This window comes from Lysinibacillus sp. fls2-241-R2A-57 (assembly GCF_030209535.1).
Taxonomy (GTDB): Bacteria; Bacillota; Bacilli; order Bacillales_A; family Planococcaceae; genus Lysinibacillus.
On the sequence record NZ_JARVRU010000136.1, the window covers coordinates 24239 to 46999 of the forward strand.

The 22761-nt window shown below is 36.9% G+C and carries 23 protein-coding genes; 16 read left to right on the top strand and 7 right to left on the bottom strand.

Annotated features, from left to right (window positions below; translation table 11 throughout):
* Positions 1-169 precede the first annotated feature (169 nt).
* Positions 170-862 carry an AIM24 family protein gene (locus tag QRN68_RS19365; RefSeq protein WP_285398537.1) on the top strand — a complete coding sequence of 231 codons (693 nt, stop codon included), beginning with the start codon at positions 170-172 and terminating at the stop codon, positions 860-862.
* 77 nt (positions 863-939) lie between these two features.
* Here QRN68_RS19365 and QRN68_RS19370 read toward each other — a convergent pair whose 3' ends face one another.
* Positions 940-2190 carry a BaiN/RdsA family NAD(P)/FAD-dependent oxidoreductase gene (locus QRN68_RS19370; protein ID WP_285398538.1) on the bottom strand — a complete coding sequence of 417 codons (1251 nt, stop codon included), beginning with the start codon at positions 2188-2190 and terminating at the stop codon, positions 940-942.
* 141 nt (positions 2191-2331) lie between these two features.
* The gene (locus QRN68_RS19375) at positions 2332-2511 is read right to left on the bottom strand and encodes a hypothetical protein (RefSeq protein WP_285398539.1); all 180 of its coding nucleotides are present in this window, start codon (positions 2509-2511) and stop codon (positions 2332-2334) included.
* 388 nt (positions 2512-2899) lie between these two features.
* Here QRN68_RS19375 and asnB point away from each other — a divergent pair, with 388 nt between their 5' ends.
* The 4 genes from asnB to QRN68_RS19395 all read left to right on the top strand — a co-directional run bounded on the left by asnB (position 2900) and on the right by QRN68_RS19395 (position 9306).
* Entirely contained in the window at positions 2900-4747 is a 1848-nt protein-coding gene (gene asnB, locus QRN68_RS19380) for an asparagine synthase (glutamine-hydrolyzing) (protein WP_285398571.1), read from the top strand.
* Between the two features lie 540 nt (positions 4748-5287).
* Entirely contained in the window at positions 5288-6901 is a 1614-nt protein-coding gene (locus QRN68_RS19385) for a putative polysaccharide biosynthesis protein (RefSeq protein ID WP_285398540.1), read from the top strand.
* A gap of 8 nt (positions 6902-6909) precedes the next feature.
* Positions 6910-7623 carry a pseudouridine synthase gene (locus QRN68_RS19390; RefSeq protein WP_285398541.1) on the top strand — a complete coding sequence of 238 codons (714 nt, stop codon included), beginning with the start codon at positions 6910-6912 and terminating at the stop codon, positions 7621-7623.
* A gap of 174 nt (positions 7624-7797) precedes the next feature.
* Entirely contained in the window at positions 7798-9306 is a 1509-nt protein-coding gene (locus tag QRN68_RS19395) for a diguanylate cyclase (protein WP_285398542.1), read from the top strand.
* A gap of 139 nt (positions 9307-9445) precedes the next feature.
* Here the strand turns inward: QRN68_RS19395 and QRN68_RS19400 are convergent, their stop codons facing one another.
* The 4 genes from QRN68_RS19400 to QRN68_RS19415 all read right to left on the bottom strand — a co-directional run bounded on the left by QRN68_RS19400 (position 9446) and on the right by QRN68_RS19415 (position 11596).
* Positions 9446-10618 (bottom strand): MDR family MFS transporter, encoded by a 1173-nt coding sequence (locus QRN68_RS19400; RefSeq protein ID WP_285398543.1) that lies wholly within the window; start codon positions 10616-10618, stop codon positions 9446-9448.
* A 166-nt stretch (positions 10619-10784) separates the two neighbouring features.
* Positions 10785-10967: a hypothetical protein gene (locus QRN68_RS19405; RefSeq protein ID WP_285398544.1), complete on the bottom strand. Its 183-nt coding sequence runs from the start codon at positions 10965-10967 to the stop codon at positions 10785-10787.
* Complete coding sequence (locus tag QRN68_RS19410) at positions 10954-11076, bottom strand: hypothetical protein (RefSeq protein ID WP_285398545.1); 123 nt, start codon at positions 11074-11076, stop codon at positions 10954-10956. The genes QRN68_RS19405 and QRN68_RS19410 overlap by 14 nt, the downstream gene beginning before the upstream one ends.
* Positions 11077-11374: 298 nt before the next feature.
* Positions 11375-11596: a DeoR family transcriptional regulator gene (locus tag QRN68_RS19415; protein WP_049667439.1), complete on the bottom strand. Its 222-nt coding sequence runs from the start codon at positions 11594-11596 to the stop codon at positions 11375-11377.
* A gap of 354 nt (positions 11597-11950) precedes the next feature.
* Here QRN68_RS19415 and pepV point away from each other — a divergent pair, with 354 nt between their 5' ends.
* From pepV to QRN68_RS19460, 9 genes are all read left to right on the top strand, one after another.
* The gene (gene pepV, locus QRN68_RS19420) at positions 11951-13357 is read left to right on the top strand and encodes a dipeptidase PepV (RefSeq protein ID WP_285398546.1); all 1407 of its coding nucleotides are present in this window, start codon (positions 11951-11953) and stop codon (positions 13355-13357) included.
* Positions 13358-13384: 27 nt separating this feature from the next.
* On the top strand, positions 13385-14239 hold the full coding sequence (dat, locus tag QRN68_RS19425; protein WP_285398547.1) for a D-amino-acid transaminase: 855 nt from the start codon (positions 13385-13387) through the stop codon (positions 14237-14239).
* Between the two features lie 270 nt (positions 14240-14509).
* The gene (locus QRN68_RS19430) at positions 14510-15514 is read left to right on the top strand and encodes a nuclease-related domain-containing protein (RefSeq protein ID WP_285398548.1); all 1005 of its coding nucleotides are present in this window, start codon (positions 14510-14512) and stop codon (positions 15512-15514) included.
* Between the two features lie 3 nt (positions 15515-15517).
* The gene (locus QRN68_RS19435; protein ID WP_285398549.1) at positions 15518-16450 is read left to right on the top strand and encodes a diacylglycerol/lipid kinase family protein; all 933 of its coding nucleotides are present in this window, start codon (positions 15518-15520) and stop codon (positions 16448-16450) included.
* A 201-nt stretch (positions 16451-16651) separates the two neighbouring features.
* Positions 16652-17299: a tRNA (guanosine(46)-N7)-methyltransferase TrmB gene (gene trmB / locus QRN68_RS19440; protein WP_285398550.1), complete on the top strand. Its 648-nt coding sequence runs from the start codon at positions 16652-16654 to the stop codon at positions 17297-17299.
* An 11-nt stretch (positions 17300-17310) separates the two neighbouring features.
* The gene (locus QRN68_RS19445; RefSeq protein WP_285398551.1) at positions 17311-18174 is read left to right on the top strand and encodes a YtnP family quorum-quenching lactonase; all 864 of its coding nucleotides are present in this window, start codon (positions 17311-17313) and stop codon (positions 18172-18174) included.
* A 22-nt stretch (positions 18175-18196) separates the two neighbouring features.
* Positions 18197-18373, top strand: a complete 177-nt coding sequence (locus QRN68_RS19450) for a hypothetical protein (protein WP_285398552.1) — start codon at positions 18197-18199, stop codon at positions 18371-18373.
* Positions 18313-18606, top strand: coding sequence for a hypothetical protein (locus tag QRN68_RS19455; RefSeq protein ID WP_285398553.1), 294 nt, complete (start codon positions 18313-18315; stop codon positions 18604-18606). The genes QRN68_RS19450 and QRN68_RS19455 overlap by 61 nt, the downstream gene beginning before the upstream one ends.
* A gap of 112 nt (positions 18607-18718) precedes the next feature.
* The gene (locus QRN68_RS19460; RefSeq protein ID WP_285398554.1) at positions 18719-19945 is read left to right on the top strand and encodes a carboxylate--amine ligase; all 1227 of its coding nucleotides are present in this window, start codon (positions 18719-18721) and stop codon (positions 19943-19945) included.
* Positions 19946-20371: 426 nt separating this feature from the next.
* Here QRN68_RS19460 and QRN68_RS19465 read toward each other — a convergent pair whose 3' ends face one another.
* Positions 20372-20686 carry a hypothetical protein gene (locus QRN68_RS19465; RefSeq protein WP_285398555.1) on the bottom strand — a complete coding sequence of 105 codons (315 nt, stop codon included), beginning with the start codon at positions 20684-20686 and terminating at the stop codon, positions 20372-20374.
* Positions 20687-21012: 326 nt separating this feature from the next.
* Between QRN68_RS19465 and QRN68_RS19470 the strand changes: the two genes are divergently transcribed.
* Both QRN68_RS19470 and QRN68_RS19475 read left to right on the top strand, forming a co-directional pair.
* Positions 21013-22089 (top strand): M42 family metallopeptidase, encoded by a 1077-nt coding sequence (locus QRN68_RS19470; protein ID WP_285398556.1) that lies wholly within the window; start codon positions 21013-21015, stop codon positions 22087-22089.
* 78 nt (positions 22090-22167) lie between these two features.
* A complete protein-coding gene (locus QRN68_RS19475) occupies positions 22168-22689 on the top strand; it encodes a DUF84 family protein (protein ID WP_285398557.1) in 522 nt (173 codons plus the stop codon).
* Positions 22690-22761: the final 72 nt, after the last annotated feature.

The following is a 22761-nucleotide window of genomic DNA, read 5'->3' on the forward strand; positions in this document are numbered from 1 at the left end:
TCTTCATTCAGCGTGAAATTAAAACAGTACTGCCTTGTATATTGCTTTATTGCTATTTAAAATCGTATTTGAGTAAGTCTAGTTAGAGTGCTGAATTATAACTTTTATTGATTGAATCTTTTTAAAAGTTAATGCGTATATAAAGTAAATAAGGAGGCGGCAAATTGATATGGGGAAATTTTCTTTGAATGAATTTATCAATAAAACACAACAGGATGAAAACGAAAACGAATATTTCGAGTTAGAAACTGAGCGTGTACTAGAGGTCAACCTAAATGGTGAAGTTTGGTCGAAAATGGGTGCGATGATTTCTTATACAGGCGATATAAAGTTTGAGCGTGAGCGTGTGTTGGAGCATGGTCTAGGTAAAATGTTTAAAAAGGCCATAACAGGCGAAGGTACTCAACTTATGAAAGCGAAAGGGAGCGGGCGACTGTATTTAGCCGATCAAGGAAAAAAAGTAACGATCTTCGATTTAAATGATGAAATTATTTGTGTCAACGGTAATGACTTACTTGCATTTGAGCCAAGTGTAGAGTGGGATATTCATTTAATGCGTAAAGTGGCAGGAGTCATGTCAGGTGGGTTGTTTAATGTAACATTACAAGGAACAGGAAAAGTAGCGATAACGACACATTTCGAACCGTTAACCTTGTTAGTGAAGCCAGGTGAGACGGTTTATACGGACCCACATGCTACAGTTGCATGGTCAGGCAATTTGACACCAGAGTTTAAAACAGATATTAGCTTCCGTACTTTTATCGGTCGTGGGAGCGGTGAGTCCATTCAAATGTCGTTTTCAGGTGAAGGATTTGTCATTATTCAGCCGTTTGAGGAAGTGTATATGTCTAAAGAAGGCTAAAAAAAGCGTGTCCGTATTTTAGGACACGCTATTTATGTGATAAGAAATCGCTGATAGAAATCAGAGATACAGTAATATTACAGTGCTGCGTTCATCCCTGCGATACGTCCTGTAACAAGTGCAGACGTTATATTATAGCCACCTGTGTAGCCGTGAATATCAAGGATTTCACCGCAGAAGAATAATCCAACCTTTTTCTTTGAGGCCATCGTCTTTGGTTCAATCTCTTTAACAGACACTCCGCCCCCAGTGACAAATGCTTTTTCAAGAGACTGCGTACTACTAACCGTCATTGTGAAATTAACGAGTAGTCTAGCTAAGTTACGAATTTTTTCCTGTGATAATTCAATGCCTGTCATTTGTACATCGATATCTGCACGTTCACACAAAAATAACAACCAGCGTTCAGGCGCAATTCCTTTCCAAATATTTTTCACTGCTTTTTTTGGATCTTCTTTAATAAGTCTGTTTAAATATTGCAGGCACGTTTCTTCATTATAATCAACAAGGGTTTGAATACGCATTGTCACAGGCTCGTAACCTGTTTTCATTAATTCTTTAACGACAAATTGACTACAGCGTAAAATAGCAGGACCACTTAATCCGAAATGGGTAAAGAGCATATCCATTTGATGGGTTACAAGTACTTTGCCCTTTTTGTTTAAAACGGAGACAGCGACATCTCGTAACGCTAGCCCTTGTAGCTCACGAGCTTGAATAAAGTCCTCTTTTGAGATAATAGGAACCTCGGTAGGGAAAAGTGTTGTGATTGTATGACCAGCACGTTCTGCCCATGGATAACCATCTCCTGTTGAGCCTGTTTGTGGAACAGCTTTCCCACCAACCGCAACGACGACGGCCTTACTGCGAATTTCAGTGCCATCTGTAAGGCGTACCCCGAGAATTTTTTCCTCATCCATTAGAAGCTTATTAACGGGTGTGTTTAAGCGTACTTCAACATGAAGCCGCTGAAGTTGACGAATAAGAGCATCGACTACATCTTGAGCACGATTAGATACGGGGAACATACGTCCGTGATCTTCCTCCTTTAATCCCACACCAAGTCCTTCAAAAAATGCGATAATATCTTCGTTATTGTAAACCGTAAAAGGACTGTAAAGAAAACGGCCATTTCCAGGAATGTGCTTAACTATTTCTTCAACAGACAAACGATTGGTAACATTACAACGACCACCGCCAGAAATGGCCAATTTTTTACCGAGTTTCGTCCCTTTTTCTAGTAATAAAACTTTCTTTTTACGCTCTCCAGCAGCGATAGCGGCCATTAAACCAGATGGGCCACCGCCGATAACGATAACATCGTACATATATTTAAAAACTCACTTTCTTTTCAAATTAGGAATCTTTCCTATTATACATGAAGTCTATATAGAGAGGCTTCTTTCACATTGAAAATACGGCAAAAGTATTTTATAATTTCTTATCTTCTACTTTCATGTGGCTCTTCGTCATAACGTGTGGTTGATTTCCGTTCCGACTGGGCGCTTTGCCGCTGCCGCTTCGCTTTCGCGCAGATAAAACATTTGTAGCTGACGCTTTGCTTTCGCTACAGAAAACATTTGTTGTTGCTGTCGCTTCGCTTTCGCACAGACAAAACATTTGTTGTTGCTGTCGCTTCGCTTTCGCACAGACAAAACATTTGTTGCTGACGCTACGCTTTCGCACAGAGCAAAGCTTCTTGGGGGCGTCCGATGAGCCGCTTCACTCGCGTTGCTCGCTGCAGGGTCTCATCTGTGACGCTAATCCCCAAGGAGTCGCCCAGTCTCCACTACAATCAACTTATACACATGACATAAGTTTTAATACAATGTATCCAAAACTTTCGGTGAAGGGCAGAAGATGGGAAATTGAAGTGTTTTTAAGTGAGATAAAGTGCTCGTTGATTGAACGAATAATCGGTGTAGGATAACCTCACTGATGAAAGTTTTACTTTATCTGTATTGTCTGCATGAAATGAATGTCTTTTCATGCTATTATGGTAAAGGTTATGCACTAAATTATGAGGTGAAAAATAGAATGTGCGGATTTATAGGCTATATTAATGGAACAAATGTGATTGATCATCATCAAACGATTGAAAATATGATGAATACAATTATTCACCGTGGACCAGACAGCGGTGGGATTCACAGTGATGATAAAGTAACTTTAGGATTCCGTCGATTAAGTATTATCGACTTATCAGACGTGGCAAATCAACCGTTATACAGTGCGGATGGTAACATCGTTCTCGTATTTAATGGAGAAATTTTTAATTTCCAAGAGTTACGTGCTGATTTGATTGCAAAAGGTCACAACTTTAAAACACACTCTGATAGTGAAGTTATTATTTATGGTTATGTTGAATACGGAGTAGAGTTTGTCAAAAAGCTTCGCGGAATGTTCGCATTCTGTATTTGGGATAAGAAGAATGACTTACAATTCATCGCTCGTGATGGGTTTGGTATTAAGCCACTGTATTACACAGAAAATACAACGGATGGTACTTTTATTTTCGGTTCAGAAATTAAATCATTTTTACCGCACCCATCATTTATTAAAGAATTAAATAAAAATGCACTGCGTCCTTATTTAACGTTCCAATATTCTTCAATGGACGAAACGTTCTTTAAAGGTGTGTACAAATTACAACCAGCACACTATATGCTTATTCAAAATGGTAAAAAGAAAATTGTGCAGTATTGGGATAAAAAATTCCATGCGAAAGAAGCTCCTATTGAAAAATATGTAGAAGACATTCGTACGACAGTAAGTGAATCAGTTGATGCGCATCAAATAAGTGATGTAAAGGTTGGTTCTTTCTTATCAGGTGGTATTGATTCAAGTTATATTACATCGTTATTACGCCCTGATAAATCCTTCTCTGTCGGCTTCTCTGACTACGAAGATATGTTTAATGAAACAAACTTAGCAAAAGATTTATCAGATACATTAAATATTCAAAATGAGCGTAAATATATTTCTGCAGATGAGTGTTTTGAAGCATTACCAAAAATTCAGTGGCATATGGACGAGCCGCAATCGAATCCATCTTCTGTACCACTTTACTTCCTTTCTGAGTTAGCATCGAAGGATGTAACAGTTGTACTTTCAGGTGAAGGTGCGGATGAAATCTTTGGTGGCTACTCATGGTATCAAAACTCTGGCAAAATGCAAAAATATGAGAAAGTTCCATTTGGGATCCGTAAGGCATTACGTGGTATTGCAGAGGCATTACCTAAAAATCAGTACACGCACTTCCTTGTTAAAGGTGGTCAAACGGTAGAAGAACGCTTTATTGGGGAAGCGGTTGTATGGGATGAAGAAGATGCATTAAATGTCTTAAAGCCAGACTATAAAAATGGTCCATCTGTAAAATCGATTACAAAACGTATTTACGATGAAGTACCAGGTGATGATGATGTTACTAAAATGCAGTATCTTGATTTAAATCTTTGGATGCCAGGCGATATTTTATTAAAAGCAGATAAAATGAGTATGGCTCATTCTATTGAATTACGTGTACCGTTTTTAGATAAAGAAGTGATGGAATTAGCGAAAAACATTCCATCAAGATATCGCGTAAATGATATTGATACGAAATATGTTCTTCGTCAAGCTGCACATAAGGAATTACCTGAAGAATGGGCAAAACGTCCAAAGCTTGGTTTCCCAGTGCCAATTCGTCACTGGCTACGTGAAGAAAAGTATTACAAGATGGTAAAAGAAATGTTTACAACTGATTTTGCCAATGAATTCTTTGATACTAAGCAATTAGTAGGCTATCTAGATGAGCACTATGAAGGAAATGCGAATCGTGGACGTTATATTTGGACAGCTTATGTGTTCTTAGTATGGTATAAACAATTTTTTGTAGACATGTAATAGAGAAGTAACTTTAATCGGTGGAGGTTTTCTAAATCTCCACCGATTATTTTAAGCCTTCTACTTTCCATAAGGAGAACACAGCCGATATTTTTTTTGATTGAACTGTATTTTTCTAGAACTTTTAATGTATTTATGCGTCTGTTTTCTTATAAATATGTTAAGATAACAGTTGGTTTACTTATTTAATATTTTGCTATGCTATGCTTTCATGTTATTTTACTGAATATTGTTGGTCAGTAAAATTTTGTTAATAAGAGACAGCTATTGTCTGTGTGACAGCGTTTGCAAATGAAACCGCTCAGGTATCCAGTAAAAGTGCTTCGGGTAGCAGGTGAAACCGTTCAGGTATCCGCAAAGTTGCTCAGAAAGCAAATTTAAACCTCGAATACTTTGTAAAACGTCCCACTCTGCTTTATCCGAAGAACATATAGATAGGGTGCTACCGAAGCAAGTGTCTTTACAGCAATTATTTTATAAGTCTTTTTCTAAGTGTTATGATAATGAAAATCTTGATTTTACGATGAATGGATGGGTACGATGTCCAATTTAATGAAAGGTACTGCGATATTAACAATGGGGATGTTTTTATCGAAGGTGCTCGGATTAATTTATATTTTTCCGTTTTATGCAATTGTGGGTGAGGAAAATGTCGCGCTCTATCAATATGCATACATCCCTTATTCGATTATGCTGGCAATAGCCATCTCAGGTGCGCCAATTGCTGTATCCAAGTTTGTTTCTAAATACAATGCAATCGGTGATTACCAATCAGGCCGCAAACTTATGAAGTCAGGCATACTTATTATGTTGATAACGGGTTTTGCTGCATTTCTTATTCTCTTTTTATTAGCGACGCCAATCGCGGGTCTTGTTATTAAAAGTGATGACCAGGCATTTACGGTAGAGCAAATTGCCTCAGTTATGCGCTGGGTCAGCTTTGCATTAATTGTCGTGCCATTTATGAGTCTTTGGCGTGGGTTTTTCCAAGGCTATGATAAAATGGAGCCTACAGCAATTTCGCAGTTAGTAGAGCAAATTGTTCGTATTGTTGTGTTATTGGGTGGTTCATTCCTAGTTGTAGTAGTTTTCAATGGGAAACCATCAACAGCTATTTCCTTTGCAGTATTTGCTGCCTTTATCGGGGCAATTGGTGGATTGTTGGTACTCTATTACTATTGGAAAAAATATCAGCCTGAATTTGATTTACTGCGCAGTCAAAGCGTTACGTCTACGCAGCTACCAATGTCCAACATATATAAAGAAGTAATTACGTATTCAATTCCAATGGTATTTGTAGGCGTTGCTAATCCATTATTCCAATTAGTCGATATGCTCACATTTAATGGAGCTATGACATCAATAGGATTAGCGGAAGTAACGGATAAGTATTTATCAATGATTAACTTTACAACACATAAGGTTGTCATTATTCCAGTAATGCTAGCTACAGGTTTTTCAATGGCGCTAGTACCGACGATTACAAAATACTATACGCAAGGTGAATATTTATCGTTACGACATGCAATGGATAAGACATATCAAATGTTGATTTTTATTACATTGCCAGCAGTAGTTGGAATTTCGTTGTTATCAAATGAAATATACTATATGCTCTATTCTGAAAGTGAGATGGGGGCTACGATTTTAGCCCATTACGCACCTGTTGCTATTTTATTTGCATTGTTCCAAGTGACAGCAGCTCTTTTACAGGGCATTGATTTCCAAAAGTGGATTGTTCTCAGCTTATTATCTGGAATTTTAGTAAAGCTAGCCATTAACATTCCTTTAATTCGTTGGATGGAGGCGGATGGTGCGCTTCTTGCTACAGCTATTGGCTATAGTGTGTCAATTATCATTAATGTTCTTGTGCTCCGTCATACACTAAACTACAGATCAGAAATGGTTATACGACGTGTATTGCTTATTTCTTGTTTGACGATGGCAATGGCGGTAAGCGTACTAATCGTTCATAAACTTTTAGAGTTAATGATGGGACCAGTAGATGGTAAATTCTCTGCATTAGTTTATTCTGTTATTTGTGCTGGAGTAGGTGTAGCAGTATATGGCTATTTATCTTTACGCTTAGGCTTAGCACAAAAACTTCTTGGTGAACGATTGACAAGAATTACGAACAAACTGGGAATTAAATAGGAGGTATTATGCGATTAGATAAATTACTGGCGAATATGGGCTACGGTTCACGCAAGGAAGTTAAGCAGCTTCTAAAGCAAAAAGCAGTGACAGTAGATGGCGCATATGTGAAGGATTCTGCATTGCATGTTGACCCTGAAAAGCAGGATGTCTCCGTTTTTGGTGAACGTGTTATTTATACAGAATTTGTATACTTTATGATGAATAAGCCTCCTGGAGTTATTTCTGCAACAGAAGATTTGCGAGATGAGACCGTCATCGATTTGTTAGAGCCTTTACATCAACATTTCCAACCTTTCCCGGTAGGTCGCTTAGATAAAGATACAGAAGGATTATTGCTGTTAACAAATGACGGCACGTTAGCGCATAATTTATTGTCTCCTAAAAAACATGTGCCAAAGGTCTATTATGCTCAAATAGAAGGAATTGTCACGGAGGAAGACTGTGAGAAATTTGCTCAAGGTGTTGAGCTAGACGATGGTTATGTAACAAAACCAGGAGAACTCATCATATTAAAATCTGCTCAGCAATCCGAAATTGAGTTAACGATCCAAGAAGGTAAGTTTCATCAGGTGAAGCGTATGTTTGAGGCAGTAGGTAAACGTGTAACATATTTAAAAAGGCTGTCGATGGGTAACTTAAAGCTAGATGACAAGCTAGCATTAGGTAAATATCGAGAGTTAACGGCTGAAGAACTAGCATGCTTACAAAATAGAGATTAAAGAATACCTCGATGCTAACGACGATTAGTATCGAGGTATTTTTTATATACATACTTATACTAGTAAATGTATAATATGATATATCTTTTAAGAATCGTTATTTAGTCTATGGTACTAATAAATCTCTAAATGTTTCAGAAAAAATGATGGTGAAAATGAGTAGAGGACATATTAATGAAAAACCTGAGAATTAAATTATTCATATCTTTAATTGCCTTTGCATTAGTTCTGGTTGCTGTAATTTCTTATGTCAACAGGCAAATACTAGTAGCAGATATAGAAGAACAAGAAGCCGTGAATAGAACGTTAATTGAAAATCATATTCTGACAGATATGCAAGCTGTAGATAATGCACATTATTATTTTGATAAAAATATCTCTATAAAAATGGAAGAAGTATTAAGGGAACTTACTACATATTATGAAGAAAATCCAGATGTAGCGACGTGGGATTTGCAAAAGATTAAAAACGAGCATGGTATGGATGTGTACATACTCGATCAATCAAATACCGTAATTTATACAACTTTTAAAAAAGATAAAGGGTTAAATTTTTCCAATTGTTGCAAACGTTTTTCTTCTTTACTTGATGAACGTCGAGCAAGCGGGGAATTCTACAGTGATGGCATAGATATTTCGACGACCACCGGGGGATATCGAAAATTTGGCTATTTAGGAACACCGGACAACAAATATTTGTTTGAGCTAGGTATAGACTTACTTGATGATCCTGTATTCCAAACCTTTAACTTTGACAAAACTTCTGAATATTTAATTGATAAATATGCTGATTTGATAGAAGTACAAACGATAAATGCGGGAGGCGTTTTCTTTGATGATTCTAAATCCAGTAAAATAACTGTGAAAGATCAATCGAAAAAATTTCAAGAGCATTTTGAACTAGCAAAAAACACGATGAAGCCAACGGAATTTCAAAAAGAGTTTAAAGATGGCTATATCGAAAAGTATCGTTTTTTACCATATGAAGCCGAAGCGATTCGAGGGGAATCTTCAAAAAGGGTTGTATATGTGAAATATGGGAACTTTACAGAACTAAAGGCACTAGATAAAAATACAAAGCAGTTTCGGATATTGCTTTGTATTGCCTTAGTAACTTCTTTTATTATGCTATTAGTCATCAATAAACTCCTTTCTAAAACGATTCATCTTGCAACATACGATCCATTAACAAATGTTTATAATCGTGCTACTTATATTAGAAAAATGGACAACTTATTAAGGAAAAGGAAGTTGAATCAACCTGGTTTATTGTTGTTAGATTTAGATAATTTTAAACAAGTAAATGATCGATTTGGACATAGTGAAGGGGATAAAATCCTCATTGAAACAGCAAAAATTTTAAAACAAGAAGTGAGAGGTCAAGGCTTTGTTGTAAGGTTTGGTGGGGATGAATTTGCAATTGTTTTATATGACACGAAGCATGAAGCTATGCAGCAATTAGCGAATTCTATTTTGGAGAAAATACACCACTTGAAGGATGAAGATAAAGTCACTATTGATAGATGGTCTGTACTTTCGGTTAGTATGGGTGGTACCATTTGCATTCATTCAGATGAGACGGAAAGAAGCTTATTTGAGCGTGCAGATAAGGCATTATATCAATCGAAAAATGCTGGTAAAGATCAATATTCTAGTTATGAAGAAGTTGCTGCTGATAAATAAAGATAACGCCTCTGGACGTAATTACGCCAAGACGAAATTAATAATCATTCGCTCCATTACTATAAGTGAGTCCAAGTAAGTATTTCATATACTTAAGGTTCGCTAAAAGAAATGGAGCGATTTTTTGTCTGAAGTCTAATTACTGTTGAAGCTTGAGTTTTGATCTATAAAAAATACAGCTGCATAAAACAATAACAGCAATGACTGCAAACAGTGCATTCATATAATGTGATAATAGCCACCCACCGATAATTGGCCCAATAAAGCCCCCGAAATTTTTAAATTGGGCTGCCCCTAAATAAGTTGCCTTTTGTGTATCAGGTGCAATTTCATCAATCATGATACTCATAGTTGGAAAGGCGAAAATTTCACCAATCGTAAAAATAATCATAGCGATAATATACAGCGGATAATTATTTGAGAAGCCGAATAATAAAAGACCAAACGCCAAAAACAAGATTCCTACTAATAGAGTAACTGAAGATGAAAAACGTTCTGAAAGAATACTAATCGGTAATTGTAGTAATAATACAACTGCTGCATTTAGTGAGATTAAGAGAGAATAAAGCTTAGTACCATCTTCAATTTTAAGCTCAATGATTTGTGGCAGTGTTGAATCAAATTGAGAGTAGCCAATATTTATTAAAATGGCACCAAAAATAAAACTTAGTAGTACACGATTTGTTAATAGTATTGTGAAGGTTTGCATTATTTTTGTTTGTGTTGAAGCTTTTTGTTGTTGCATTTCATAGTGATTCAAAACGAAAAATAAAAATACAGCATAAATAATATACATAGTTCCTGTCAGTATAAAAGGAATACTTGGGCTGGATAATTGAGAAATATAAACACCAATAACGGGGCCGATAACCGCTGCTATATTAATGGCTGTATAGCGCAATGAAAACAATCTTTTTCGTTTGTCAGCGGGAGTAAAATCAATCATTAATGCTTGGGTTGAAGGTTCGAAGAAGGAACGACATAAGCCATTCAAGGCGTTTAGTGCAACGAAGAACCAAACAGTTTGTGCTGTTGCAAAGCCAAAGAACACAATGCTCCAAACAATAATAGTAAGCAAAATGACGCTTTTCCTACCAAATCGGTCTGTTAAATAACCACCTATGAACCCTCCTACAGTAGAGATTAGCGGTGCAATACCAATTGTCAATCCTATTTGTAAAGGGGAGGCTTCAATTTCATTATGTAGATAAATTGCTAGAAAGGGCATCGCCATAAAACTTGCAATGCGTGTGAAAATAGTTCCGCCTAAAATAATCCAAACGAGTGGATGAAACATTTTGGCTAGTTGCATAGAAAATCCTCCTTCCAAAATGTAGAATGTTTAGATTTTAAAGGATTGTTATGCAATTGTAAATAGTCAAAAAATAATTGGGGATATACTGAAAAACGAGATATTAATAAAAATGCAAGTAATTCTTATAAATATAGGGGAGAAATGCTTTACATAATAGGGTTCATTACCATAATGAGTGGTTGATTTCCGTTCCGACTGGGCGCTTTAGTGTTGCTGTCGCTTCGCTTTCGCATAGACGAAAACCACGTTGCTGCCGCTTCGCTTCCGCTACAGAAAACATTTGTTGTTGCTGCCGCTTCGCTTTCGCACAGATAAAACATTTATTGCTGTCGCTACGCTTTCGCACAGAAAACAATTGTTGCTGCCGCTTCGCTTTCGCACAGATAAAACATTTGTTGCTGCCGCTTCGCTTTCGCACAGATAAAACAATTGTTGTTGCCGCTACACATTCGCACAGAGCAAAGCTTCCTGAGGGCGTCCGATGTGCCGCTTGGGCCAAAAGAATGTTGGTGCGAAGGCGTTATCACAGGATGTGATGCTTTTAGCCTTCGTTCCTCTATCGCTGATCCCCAAGGAGTTGCCTAGCCGGAACGAAGATCAACTTAAAGTAATGAACAGTTTTTTAGAGGTATATACTTAGCGTTTTAATAAATGGTGGGGGGATCAACAAATAATAGTAAACAAAAAAAGAATGACCACGACGAAAGGTCATTCTTTTCCCATACAAAATGCTTTACGTATTAAACGTAAAAACTAAGACGTCAATTTTACTTTTTTCTTCGTCGTTGTCCATTTGCCTCGACTTGGACTCATCACCAAATCGTTAAAGGCTAACACGTTCAAATCTCTTTGAACAGTGCGAGGAGTGATACTAAACTCTTCGACTAAATCCTGTGTAGACACGGTTCCTTTGTCTAAAATAAACATGTACACGTCTTTAATACGATTAAGCATTCGATCAGTAGTTGGTTTCATAAATGAACCACTCCTTCATCTTATTTCTCTTGGCAAAGACTAGCGGACGACAATATGTGCGGAGTGCACTTAGGCTGATAAGTAGCTGCCTTAGACATCCCCTTTTCTAATTTTATATTCAGAACAATAATTCTGATAACTTCATTATATAGAAAAACTAGTTGATTTTCTAGTGAATGCAAGTGAAATTTACAATTTACACAAAAAATTAAACTGTATTTTGTGAGGGAAAATGAAGAATATTCTATATATGGTAGTGTTTGAGTTAATTGCGAAAATAGTTGTCATAAAGATGATTGTAATTTATGGTGTAAAGAGTAGAATAATGTTAATACTTTAGAGGAGGTACATCGTATGGATTGGTTACAAGCTGCAAAAGAAAGGCAAGATGAATTGATACAAGATTTACAGGAGCTTGTGCAAATTAATAGTGTTCTCGATGAGAATACAATCACTACTGAAGTACCTTTTGGTAACGGTCCATTAAAGGCTCTTGAATGGTTATTAGCAAAAGGCCATGCTGAAGGACTGCAAACAAAAAATGTTGATAATTATGCAGGTCACATACAAATGGGTGAGGGTGAAGAGTTATTAGGTATTTTATGTCATGTTGACGTAGTACCAGCTGGTGATGAAAAAAATTGGACATACCCACCCTTTAGCGGCACTATAGCAGATGGTAAGCTATTTGCTCGTGGCGCAATAGATGATAAAGGACCAACAATTGCAGCATGGATGGCCATGAAACTTGTCAAAGATGCTGGTATTGAGTTCAATAAAAGAGTGCGTATGATCATCGGTACGGATGAAGAAACAGGCTTCCGCTGTGTCGACCACTATTTTAAACATGAGGAAATGCCGGCTATTGGATTTGCACCGGATGCGGATTTCCCGCTCATTAATGCTGAAAAAGGCATTGCAGAGCTAGTGTTCTCTCAACATAAAACAGGTGATTCTTCGAAAGAACAGCTATTACTATTTAATGCTGGAAAGCGACCAAATATGGTACCTGATTTTGCGAAAGCGACAGTGCAGTTTGTTTCTCCACAATTCGAACAGAATTTTCACACATTTTTAAGCGAAAATCAGCTAGAAGGCTCTTTATTAATCGAGGGTTCTCGCTATATAATAACTATCAAAGGTAAGTCAGCTCATGCAATGGAGCCTGAAAAAGGTGTCAATGCAGCTGTTTATCTTGCAGCATTTTTACAACAAGAGATGACGACAGAGGCAAGTAAACAATTTGTCGACTTTATCGCAGATGTTTTTTATCAAGATCATTATGGCAACAAGCTTAATTTACAATTTGAGGACGAAATGTCAGGTAAGACTACATTAAATCCAGGTATTGTTAGCTATGATGTGGCTAATGGCGGTAGCATGGTCATTAGTATGCGTTATTCTGTCACATATCCTTTTGATGAAAAAATCACGGAAGCACAACGTTTAGCTGTGGCAAAAGGATTTTCATTGGATATTCAAGATGACTCAAAGCCTCATTATGTAAGTGAGGATGATGCATTCATTCAGACTTTAGCAGATATTTATAGACGTCAAACAGGGGACTATGAAACGCCTTTACTTTCTACCGGTGGTGGTACGTATGCACGTGTGATGAAAAAAGGTGTGGCATTTGGTATGTTGTTCCCAGGTGAACCTGACGTTGCGCATCGTGCAGATGAGTTTGTCGTTATTGAAAATCTCATAAAAGCAGCAGCTATTTACGCTGAAGCAATTGTTGAACTTGCAGGAAAGAAATAATTTAAATATGAAAAGGATGAACGTAACATGGCATATTCATTATGGAATGATCAAATCGTTGAAGAAGGATCTATTGCAGTATCTCCAGAAGACAGAGGTTACCAATTTGGTGACGGCATTTATGAAGTAATTAAAGTTTATAATGGAAATATGTTCACAGCACAAGAACACATTGATCGTTTCTATGCGAGTGCTGATAAAATTCGTCTTGTCATTCCGTATACTAAAGACGTATTACACAAATTATTACATGAACTTATTGAAAAAAATAACTTGGAAACAGGCCATGTTTACTTCCAAATCACACGTGGTACAACTTCTCGCAATCATATTTTTCCAGACGCAAGTGTACCAGCTGTATTAACAGGGAATGTTAAAGTTGGCGAGCGTTCATATGAAAATTATGAAAAAGGTGTTAAAGCTACTTTTGTAGAGGATATCCGCTGGTTACGTTGTGATATTAAATCTTTAAATTTACTAGGTGCTGTACTGGCAAAGCAAGAAGCGTCTGAAAAAGGTTGCTATGAAGCTATTTTACATCGTGGAGATATCGTAACAGAATGTTCATCAGCGAATGTTTATGGCATTAAAGATGGTAAGCTTTATACACATCCTGCTAATAACTTCATTTTAAACGGTATTACACGTCAAGTTATTTTAAAATGTGCTGAGGAAATTAATCTATCTGTTATTGAAGAACCGATGACAAAGGCTGATTTATTAACGATGGATGAAGTAATTGTGTCATCTGTATCTTCTGAAGTAACACCTGTGATCGATGTTGATGATAACAAAATTGGTACTGGAGTTCCAGGTGAATGGACTCGTAAATTACAGCAAGCATTCGAGGCGAAATTACCGCTTTCCATTAATGCTAATTAAGTTACTCTTTCAAGAGAGCTACCCTAACTTGGTTTTATCCAAGGCTACTAGGGTAGTTCTCTTTTTCTATAGAACAAATTATGGATGTTTTCTCCTGGAACGTCATGTAAAATAAAAGGATGACTACAGTTATAGATATTACTATAGAAATTTAAAAATAAAGAGTAAGTGTCGATGTAATGAATGCAAATAGATACTACGAATAATTTGCTCTTAGTAGTAAAATTAGCAAATTAGAGATAGGGCAAGTAAGATTGGAGTGACCTTAAAATGGCACAATTGGTGAAATTACAGGATTATATCTCACGCTATCAAATTGATTTAGCAAGATATCCAACACAATTTGTACGCTTAAAGCAAAGTCAATGGGAGCGTGTTAAGCGACAGTGGGAATTAGGGGAAGAAATTACTGAGTGGCAACATGCCGACAATGATTCAGAAAATCATTCTTTCGAAGAGAAGGAGCGATTTTCTTTATTCAAAAAATTATTTGCGGGTCGTCAGAAGGAAGATAATGAGGACGTTGAACAGATAGAAATAACGAATGAACTTGTGAGTGATGAAGATAGCATTCCAGAAGAAGAAACGACCTTAACATTTGAACCGAAAATTGTCTATGCACCGCAATCTATTCATGAATTAAAGCGAATGTTTATCGATCAATTTTTCCAGTTTCAAATGAAATGGGCAAGTTCAACACTACGTGAAAAGTCGTATGTAGATCCTCGTTTTATGCGTGATCCTTTGTTACGAAATTTATTGCAAAAACTACCGGATAATTATTTACTTTTTTATTACCCTATTTTACAAATCAGAAAAGCACCTATAGAGCTTGATGTTGTACTAATGTCACCAACAGAATGTATTTGTATAACAGTGCTAGAAGCGGAAAATCAAGCGGTTTATGTGGGCGGTAGTGATCGTTTCTGGATAAAAAAGGTAGGGACGAAGGATTCAAAAGTCCTTAATCCAATGATCAATTTAAATCGTATGGAATCTGTATTAACTCAATTATTTAAGCAGGATGAGATAAGTATGCCAATTCGAAAAATTGTTTTAACACGAAATGGCTATTTCGATTATCCGGGGTCACCTTATGGAATTCAATTTGTTGATCGTCGAAATTACTTAGAATGGATGGAGCAATTAAAGAAAGTATCCTCTCCAATGAAGCATATGCAAATTCGTGCTGCCCAAACGATTTTAAACACTGTACAAACAACATCCTTTAATAGGGATATTTGGCGGAAACCTTCTCAACTGGCTGAGGAATAATGAATGCAAGTATTATTTATTGTAAATGAAGCAGCGGGGCATGGAAAAGGTAAGAAAGTTTGGCATCACCTTCAACAGCATCTAACAATCAACTATCAGGTTGCCTTTACAGAATATGAAGGACATGGACAGGAACTTGCGAAAAAATGGGCGGAAGATACACAAACAAAAAAATTAATTGTTATAGTTGGCGGTGACGGCACAATACATGAGGTCGTTAGTGGTGTGTTACATAATGAATTTATCGTTATTGGTGTAGTGCGTGCTGGCTCTGGGAATGATTTCGCACGGTATTTTACTACATTTCAAAATGTAGGACAAATCGAAACCTATTTGCAGACGGAAATGGCCAATAAAACGATGGATGTCGGAGCTCTTCATCTCGGGGCATGCCAACACGAAATATTTGTTAATAATGCAGGTGTAGGCTTTGATGCATTTGCTACAAAGCACATTAATAAATCCCGTTTAAAGTTTTACCTCAATAAAATAGGGCTCGGCAAGTTATCCTATGCTGTGGCTGTTATAAGAGGACTATTTAGCTTTGAACGTTTTGATGTAACCATTCGTACAAACGATCAAGAGTGGCAATTTCATCAGGCATGGTTTGTTGCGATGAGCAATCATCCTTATTTCGGAGGAGGTATGAAAATTTCGCCTTCCTCGAAACCTGATGATGGACAAATCGAACTAACAATCGTTCACGGTATTTCACGTCTCAAATTACTCCTTGTATTTGTCACAGTGTTTTTTGAAAAACATACAAAGTTTAAAGAGATCACTTTTTTGCAAGGTAATCAATTCGACATTATTATGCACACAAATGACGTTGACTGTCATACAGATGGAAACTATATTGGAGAAATTAGACAGGGGACGAGAATTCACTGTACAGTCCAACGTGATGTGTGGCAGGTCATATCAGAGGACCATTAAAAACCAAAAGTTGGGATGACATTTGTTCAATCGTATATCCTGTATATGGAAGTTGATTGGAGCGAAGGTTAGACGCGGAACGGCAATCTTATAGTGATGAGTCAAAAAATATCATTTCGCAATAATTTCATGCGAATTTTATAGTAATAAGTTATACTATAAAAAATCAATAATTTTACAAGAAAGAAATGAGGAAAAAAATTGAGATTAAGAAATAAGCCTTGGGCGGAGGAAATGATTACGAATCATCCAGAGGTGATTGTTCCAAACCCTGAAGACTTTAAAGGAAATTGGCAGGCTGTTTTCGGAAATGAAAACCCAATACATATTGAAGTAGGTACTGGGAAAGGTCAATTTGTCACAGGTATGGCTTTACAAAATCCGGATATAAATTATATTGGCATTGAACTTTATGATAGTGTAATTGTTTGTGCATTGGAAAAAATTTTAGAGGCTAAATCTCCAGCGAATTTACGATTATTAAAAGTAAATGGCGCAGATTTATATAAATATTTTGGGAAAAATGATGTTAATCGTGTGTATCTGAATTTCTCAGATCCTTGGCCGAAAACGCGTCATGCTAAGCGACGTTTAACGCACGGGGATTTTTTGAAATTATATGAGTCGATTTTGGTGGATAAGGGGGAAATCCATTTTAAAACGGACAACCGTGGTTTGTTTGAGTATTCGTTAACTAGTATGTCTGAATACGGTATGTTACTTAAGTATGTATCACTCGACTTACATGCAAATATGCCTGAGGATAATGTTATGACTGAATATGAGCAGAAATTCTCTGCTAAAGGACAGCCAATTTATCGTCTCGAATCGCAATTCATTACTAAATAGGGGGAGAATGGATGGATAAGTTACAGTTTCACAAAATGTCATTATCATGGCTAAACGGGGGTGTCACTTGCCTTGATGGCGGTGCTATGTTTGGCGTTGTACCTAGACCACTTTGGTCACGTAAATATCCGGTAAACGAAAAAAATCAAATCGAGTTACCGACTGAGCCAATTTTAATTCAATATGAAGGTAAAAACTATTTGATTGATACGGGTGTTGGCTTTAACAAATTAAATGAAAAACAGTTACGTAACTTTGGTGTTACTGAAGAATCTACATTAGCGGCTAGCTTACAGGAGTTAGGATTAACTGCAGCTGATATTGATGTAGTATTAATGACGCATTTACATTTTGACCATGCTGGAGGTTTAACGCAATGGGAGGGTGATAAACTTATACCAACATTCCCAAATGCAAAAATCTTTGTGACGAAAATCGAATGGGACGAAATGCGTGAGCCAAATATTCGCTCCAAAAATACGTATTGGAAAGAAAACTGGGAACCCGTTCAACATTTAATAGAAACGTATGAAGGTACGTTAGAGGTAGCACCTGGTATTGAAATGATTCATACTGGTGGTCATAGTGATGGACATGCCATTATAAAATTAACTCAAAATGGCGAGGTATTATTGCATATGGCAGATATTATGCCAACACATGCCCATCAAAATCCATTATGGGTTTTAGCGTATGACGACTATCCAATGACAAGTGTCTTTGCCAAGGAACGTATAATGAAAGAAGCACTTGCGAATGGCTACGGTTTTATCTTCTACCATGACGCGTATTACCGCATGATTAAATGGGATGAAACAGGTAAAGAAATTGAAGATAAATTAGAACGTAGCAGACAAGCTGTTATTACATTCTAAACAAAAAACGTGTGAACCTATTGTGTTCGCACGTTTTTTACTATGTTTTCATATATTAAAGCAATTGTTTTATCTGTGCGAAAGCGTAGCGACAGCAACAAATGTTTTATCTGCGAGAAAGCAAAGCGACAGCGACAATTGTTTTATCTGTGCGAAAGCGAAGCGGCAGCGGCAAATGTTTTCTGTAGCGAAAGCGTAGCGACAGCAACAAATGTTTTATCTGCGAGAAAGCAAAGCGACAGCGACAATTGTTTTATCTGTGCGAAAGCGAAGCGTCAGCGGCAAATGTTTTCTGTAGCGAAAGCGAAGCGTCAGCAACAAATGTTTTCTGTGCGAAAGCGAAGCGTCAGCGGCAATTGTTTTATCTGTAGCGAAAGCGAAGCGGCAGCTACAAAGCGCTCAGCCGGAACGGAAATCAACTTCACGTTATGATGATGAGCCTAATTGTCTATACTCCATTTTTTTGACACTTTTTTCGTGAACATCTTGGAAAGTATGATACACTAAAATCTATACTAAAACACAAAAGAGAGTTGAAATATACATGGCAACTGAGCAACCATTTTTACCAGTATTACTAGGATCAGATATGAATGCATATGGTATGGCACGTGCTTTTTACGAGGCATATGGTATTAAACCACTTGTATTAGGGCGTTCACATTTAACGGCAACGCAAGACAGCCATATCATAAATTTCCAAGAGATTGATCGCTTAAATGAACAGGATGTATTTGCACCTGCACTTGCAGAAATAGCAAAAAAATATTCTAATAAAAAACTACTGTTGTTAGCTTGTGGCGATGATTATGCAAAGCTTATTATCAAAAATAAGCCAGCATTGCAGGAGCATTTTACAGTACCGTATATTGATGAATCATTAATGGATGAAATCTTATTAAAAGAAAATTTCTATAAAATGTGTGATAAGTACGATTTTAAATATCCGGGTACGACGACTGTGAAAGCAGACAATTACGAAAACTTTACCCCACCTTTTGAATATCCAATTATTTTAAAGGCATCGAACTCGGTGGAATACTGGGCATGTTCATTCCCAGGTAAGAAAAAAGTATTCGTTGCACATGATGAAGCGGAAAAAACAGCTATTTTAAAAGCAATCTATAGCTCAACTTATCAGGACACAATGATTATTCAAGAATTCATCCCAGGTGACGATTCATATATGCGTGTATTAAATGCCTATGTAGGGAAAGACGGCAAAGTGAAGCTAATGTGTCTAGGAAACCCAATCTTAGAAGAGCATTCACCTGAAGGAATCGGTAGTTATGCAGCAATTGTTACAACATACGATAAAGAATTAATGGATCAAGTACGCTTCTTTTTAGAGGATATCGGTTATACAGGCTTTGCTAACTTTGATATGAAATACGATATGCGTGATAAAAAGTATAAGTTGTTTGAAATTAACTTACGTAATGGTCGTTCAAGCTATTATGTAACAGCGAGTGGTCATAATTTAATGAAGTATGTAGCTGATGACCATATGTTAAATATTGAACAGGATGTAACTTATGTTCAGGATAAGCATTTATGGATGATCATTCCTAAGGGTGTATTATTCAAATATGCCTCAAATGAAAAGCTTAAACTTGAAGCGAAAAAGTTAATTCGTGAAGGGCGCTATACAAACTCTCTTTACTTTAATCAAGATATGAATGCAAAACGTTGGGTGAAGCTAACGTTAAATAATTTAAATTATTATCGAAAATATAAAAAATACTTTAATAATAAAGGTTTGTCTGAGTAAACAAAGAAGCTTGGACATTACTAGCTGATAGTAAAGAAAAAAGAGAAATCGATGCTGTTCGATTTCTCTTTTTTATGTTTGACCAAGTTATTCTATTTTCTTTGCCCTATTTCTCTGTTAATGTTCCATGAGAGCAAATAGTGTGATTTTCTTTAAAGAGCGTCAGTTTTGAGGTTTATCGACCAACTTTTTTAATTTATCACCCAACTTTATCGATTTATCGACCAACTTTTGAAAAATATCGACATCTACCTTCATGAAACACTATCTGACCGCACTGATAATTTGCGGAAAAATTTAACATCAAAAAAGCGCGAGAAATCAACGTTTCTAAATTGATTTCTCACGCTTTTTAAGGTTTTGACCAGTTTTGACCCAGCCACTTTGTAGGGTTCAATTATTTTAATCGCGTATCGCTGAGTAAGGTTATACTTCTGTTAGCTCGACTACTACACCTGAACGAGCGTCAGCAGCAAATTCAAATGTTTGCATTTCGCCCTCATGTATACGTGAGATACCTCCACGGTATACTGGGATTGTCATAATGCCATTTGTGAAATTATCTGTTTTCATAAAAATCCAAGAACCGTCAATCGGTGAATCCTTTTTAAATTCCTTTTTTATGTTTTCTAGTACTTGTCCTGCAGGTACATATGGAGAAACCTTTTCACTTGCTTCTTTAACAATGACTGCGGCAGCTAGACCAGTTGCAACACCTATTAAAAAATCGCGTAATTTCATACTTTTTTCCTCCTTTATCTATTGCTTTATTTTAACATAGCATGCGGAGTGAATGCACGTTCATACATTAGTGCTTTTAAGAAATGTATCAATATTTCGAATTCAAAAATCAATTTTGCCTTGGCGTAATTGAGTCCGGATTTTGAATTGTGCCGCACAATTCATTCCTTTCAAAATCCGTGACATTTGCCAGAGGCTTTACCTTCATTCAGTAGGTGTTTGGATTTTATCGCACCACCTTCAGAGAAAGGAGTCTTCTACTGAATGAAGATAAATGTGATACAATAACAAGGAAGAATATTCTACTTCGTGGGGAGAGAGTCATCATGAATGAGGAAACATTACAATTATTTAAAACATTAACGGAATTACCAGGTGCGCCGGGTAATGAACATGCGGTACGTGCGTTCATGCGTTCTGAGTTAGAAAAGTACTCGGATGAAATCGTTCAGGATAATTTAGGGGGGATTTTTGGTGTAAAGCATAGCGATGTTGCTGATGCGCCAAAAATATTAGTTGCTGGTCATATGGATGAAGTGGCATTTATGGTTACTTCTATTACTGACAACGGGATGATCCGCTTTCAAACATTAGGTGGCTGGTGGAATCAGGTTATGCTAGCGCAACGCGTTGAAGTATTTACTAAAAATGGTGCGATTCCTGGTGTCATTTCATCAATACCGCCACATTTATTAACTGATACAGAACGTTCTAAACCGATGGATATTAAAAATATGCTAATAGATGTTGGTGCAGACAATAAAGAAGATGCTATTGCACTCGGCGTTCGTCCAGGTCAATCGATTATCCCTGTCTGTCCATTTACACCAATGGCTAATCCAAAAAAAATTATGGCAAAAGCTTGGGATAACCGTTATGGCTGTGGATTGGCAATTGAATTGATGAAAGAAGTAAAGGATGAAAAGCTAGCCTCGCATTTATATTCAGGTGCGAATGTGATGGAAGAAGTTGGTCTCCGTGGTGCTCAAGTGTCCGCAAATATGATTAAACCAGATTTATTTTTTGCTCTAGATGCTTCACCTGCAAATGATATGTCTGGAGAAAAAAATCAATTTGGTCAGCTTGGCAAAGGAACATTATTACGTATTCTTGACCGTACGATGGTTACACATAAAGGCATTCGTGAGTTCATCTTAGATACTGCCGAATCGAATCATATACCGTATCAATATTTTGTATCACAAGGTGGTACGGATGCAGGACGTGTGCACACAGCAAATGACGGTGTTCCTAGTGCAGTAATTGGTATTTGTTCACGCTATATTCATACGTCAGCGTCAATTATTCATATTGATGACTATGCAGCTGCAAAGGCTTTAATTGTGGAACTAGTGAAAAAAGCAGATCGTTCGACATTAGCAACGATTCGCGCTAATGTGTAAATTAAAACATCCGCTGAAACAAGTTAAAAGATGCCTTTAGGGGCGTCTTTTTCTATGCAAGAAAAGAGGGATTAGAAAATGAACATAGCTATTGGTACAACAAACAAAGCAAAAACAGAGGCAGTTGAAGTTATAGCTAAAAAGTATTTCGATAAACCAAATTTCACCTGTGTTAAGGCTGTATCCAAAGTATCTGATCAACCGATGACTCATGAAGAAACACGATTAGGAGCAATAAACCGTTCGAAACATGCGATGGATGAGACGGGTGCACAATTATCGTTCGGTCTAGAAGGTGGAGTAACTGAAATTGATGGTGTTATGTACGTATGTAACTGGGGAGCTCTTACAGTAGCAAATGGCACAACCTATACAGCTGCTGGTGCACAAATTATATTACCAGAAGAAATTGCCCGGGAAATAAGAGCTGGGAAGGAACTTGGGCCTGTGATGGAGCAATATACACAACGTCGAGATATTCGACAAGGTGCGGGGACTGTAGGTATTTTTACGCAAGGGTTAGTGAGTCGTCAGATGATGTTTGAGCATATTGTCTCGCTTCTGATTGGTCAATATTTATTCACATTAGCACATGAGTAATGTCTTTTAATTAGTGATAATGGAACAGTGAAGTTGCAACTTTACAAGAATTTTTTTACAATAGAACAAAGT

Coding starts and splice junctions, on each gene's coding strand:
- QRN68_RS19365 (WP_285398537.1), top strand. CDS start 170: ATGGGGAAATTTTCTTTGAATGAATTTATCAATAAAACACAACAGGAT.
- QRN68_RS19370 (WP_285398538.1), bottom strand. CDS start 2,190: ATGTACGATGTTATCGTTATCGGCGGTGGCCCATCTGGTTTAATGGCC.
- asnB (WP_285398571.1), top strand. CDS start 2,900: ATGTGCGGATTTATAGGCTATATTAATGGAACAAATGTGATTGATCAT.
- QRN68_RS19385 (WP_285398540.1), top strand. CDS start 5,288: ATGTCCAATTTAATGAAAGGTACTGCGATATTAACAATGGGGATGTTT.
- QRN68_RS19390 (WP_285398541.1), top strand. CDS start 6,910: ATGCGATTAGATAAATTACTGGCGAATATGGGCTACGGTTCACGCAAG.
- QRN68_RS19395 (WP_285398542.1), top strand. CDS start 7,798: ATGAAAAACCTGAGAATTAAATTATTCATATCTTTAATTGCCTTTGCA.
- QRN68_RS19400 (WP_285398543.1), bottom strand. CDS start 10,618: ATGCAACTAGCCAAAATGTTTCATCCACTCGTTTGGATTATTTTAGGC.
- QRN68_RS19415 (WP_049667439.1), bottom strand. CDS start 11,596: ATGAAACCAACTACTGATCGAATGCTTAATCGTATTAAAGACGTGTAC.
- pepV (WP_285398546.1), top strand. CDS start 11,951: ATGGATTGGTTACAAGCTGCAAAAGAAAGGCAAGATGAATTGATACAA.
- dat (WP_285398547.1), top strand. CDS start 13,385: ATGGCATATTCATTATGGAATGATCAAATCGTTGAAGAAGGATCTATT.
- QRN68_RS19430 (WP_285398548.1), top strand. CDS start 14,510: ATGGCACAATTGGTGAAATTACAGGATTATATCTCACGCTATCAAATT.
- QRN68_RS19435 (WP_285398549.1), top strand. CDS start 15,518: ATGCAAGTATTATTTATTGTAAATGAAGCAGCGGGGCATGGAAAAGGT.
- QRN68_RS19445 (WP_285398551.1), top strand. CDS start 17,311: ATGGATAAGTTACAGTTTCACAAAATGTCATTATCATGGCTAAACGGG.
- QRN68_RS19460 (WP_285398554.1), top strand. CDS start 18,719: ATGGCAACTGAGCAACCATTTTTACCAGTATTACTAGGATCAGATATG.
- QRN68_RS19465 (WP_285398555.1), bottom strand. CDS start 20,686: ATGAAATTACGCGATTTTTTAATAGGTGTTGCAACTGGTCTAGCTGCC.
- QRN68_RS19470 (WP_285398556.1), top strand. CDS start 21,013: ATGAATGAGGAAACATTACAATTATTTAAAACATTAACGGAATTACCA.
- QRN68_RS19475 (WP_285398557.1), top strand. CDS start 22,168: ATGAACATAGCTATTGGTACAACAAACAAAGCAAAAACAGAGGCAGTT.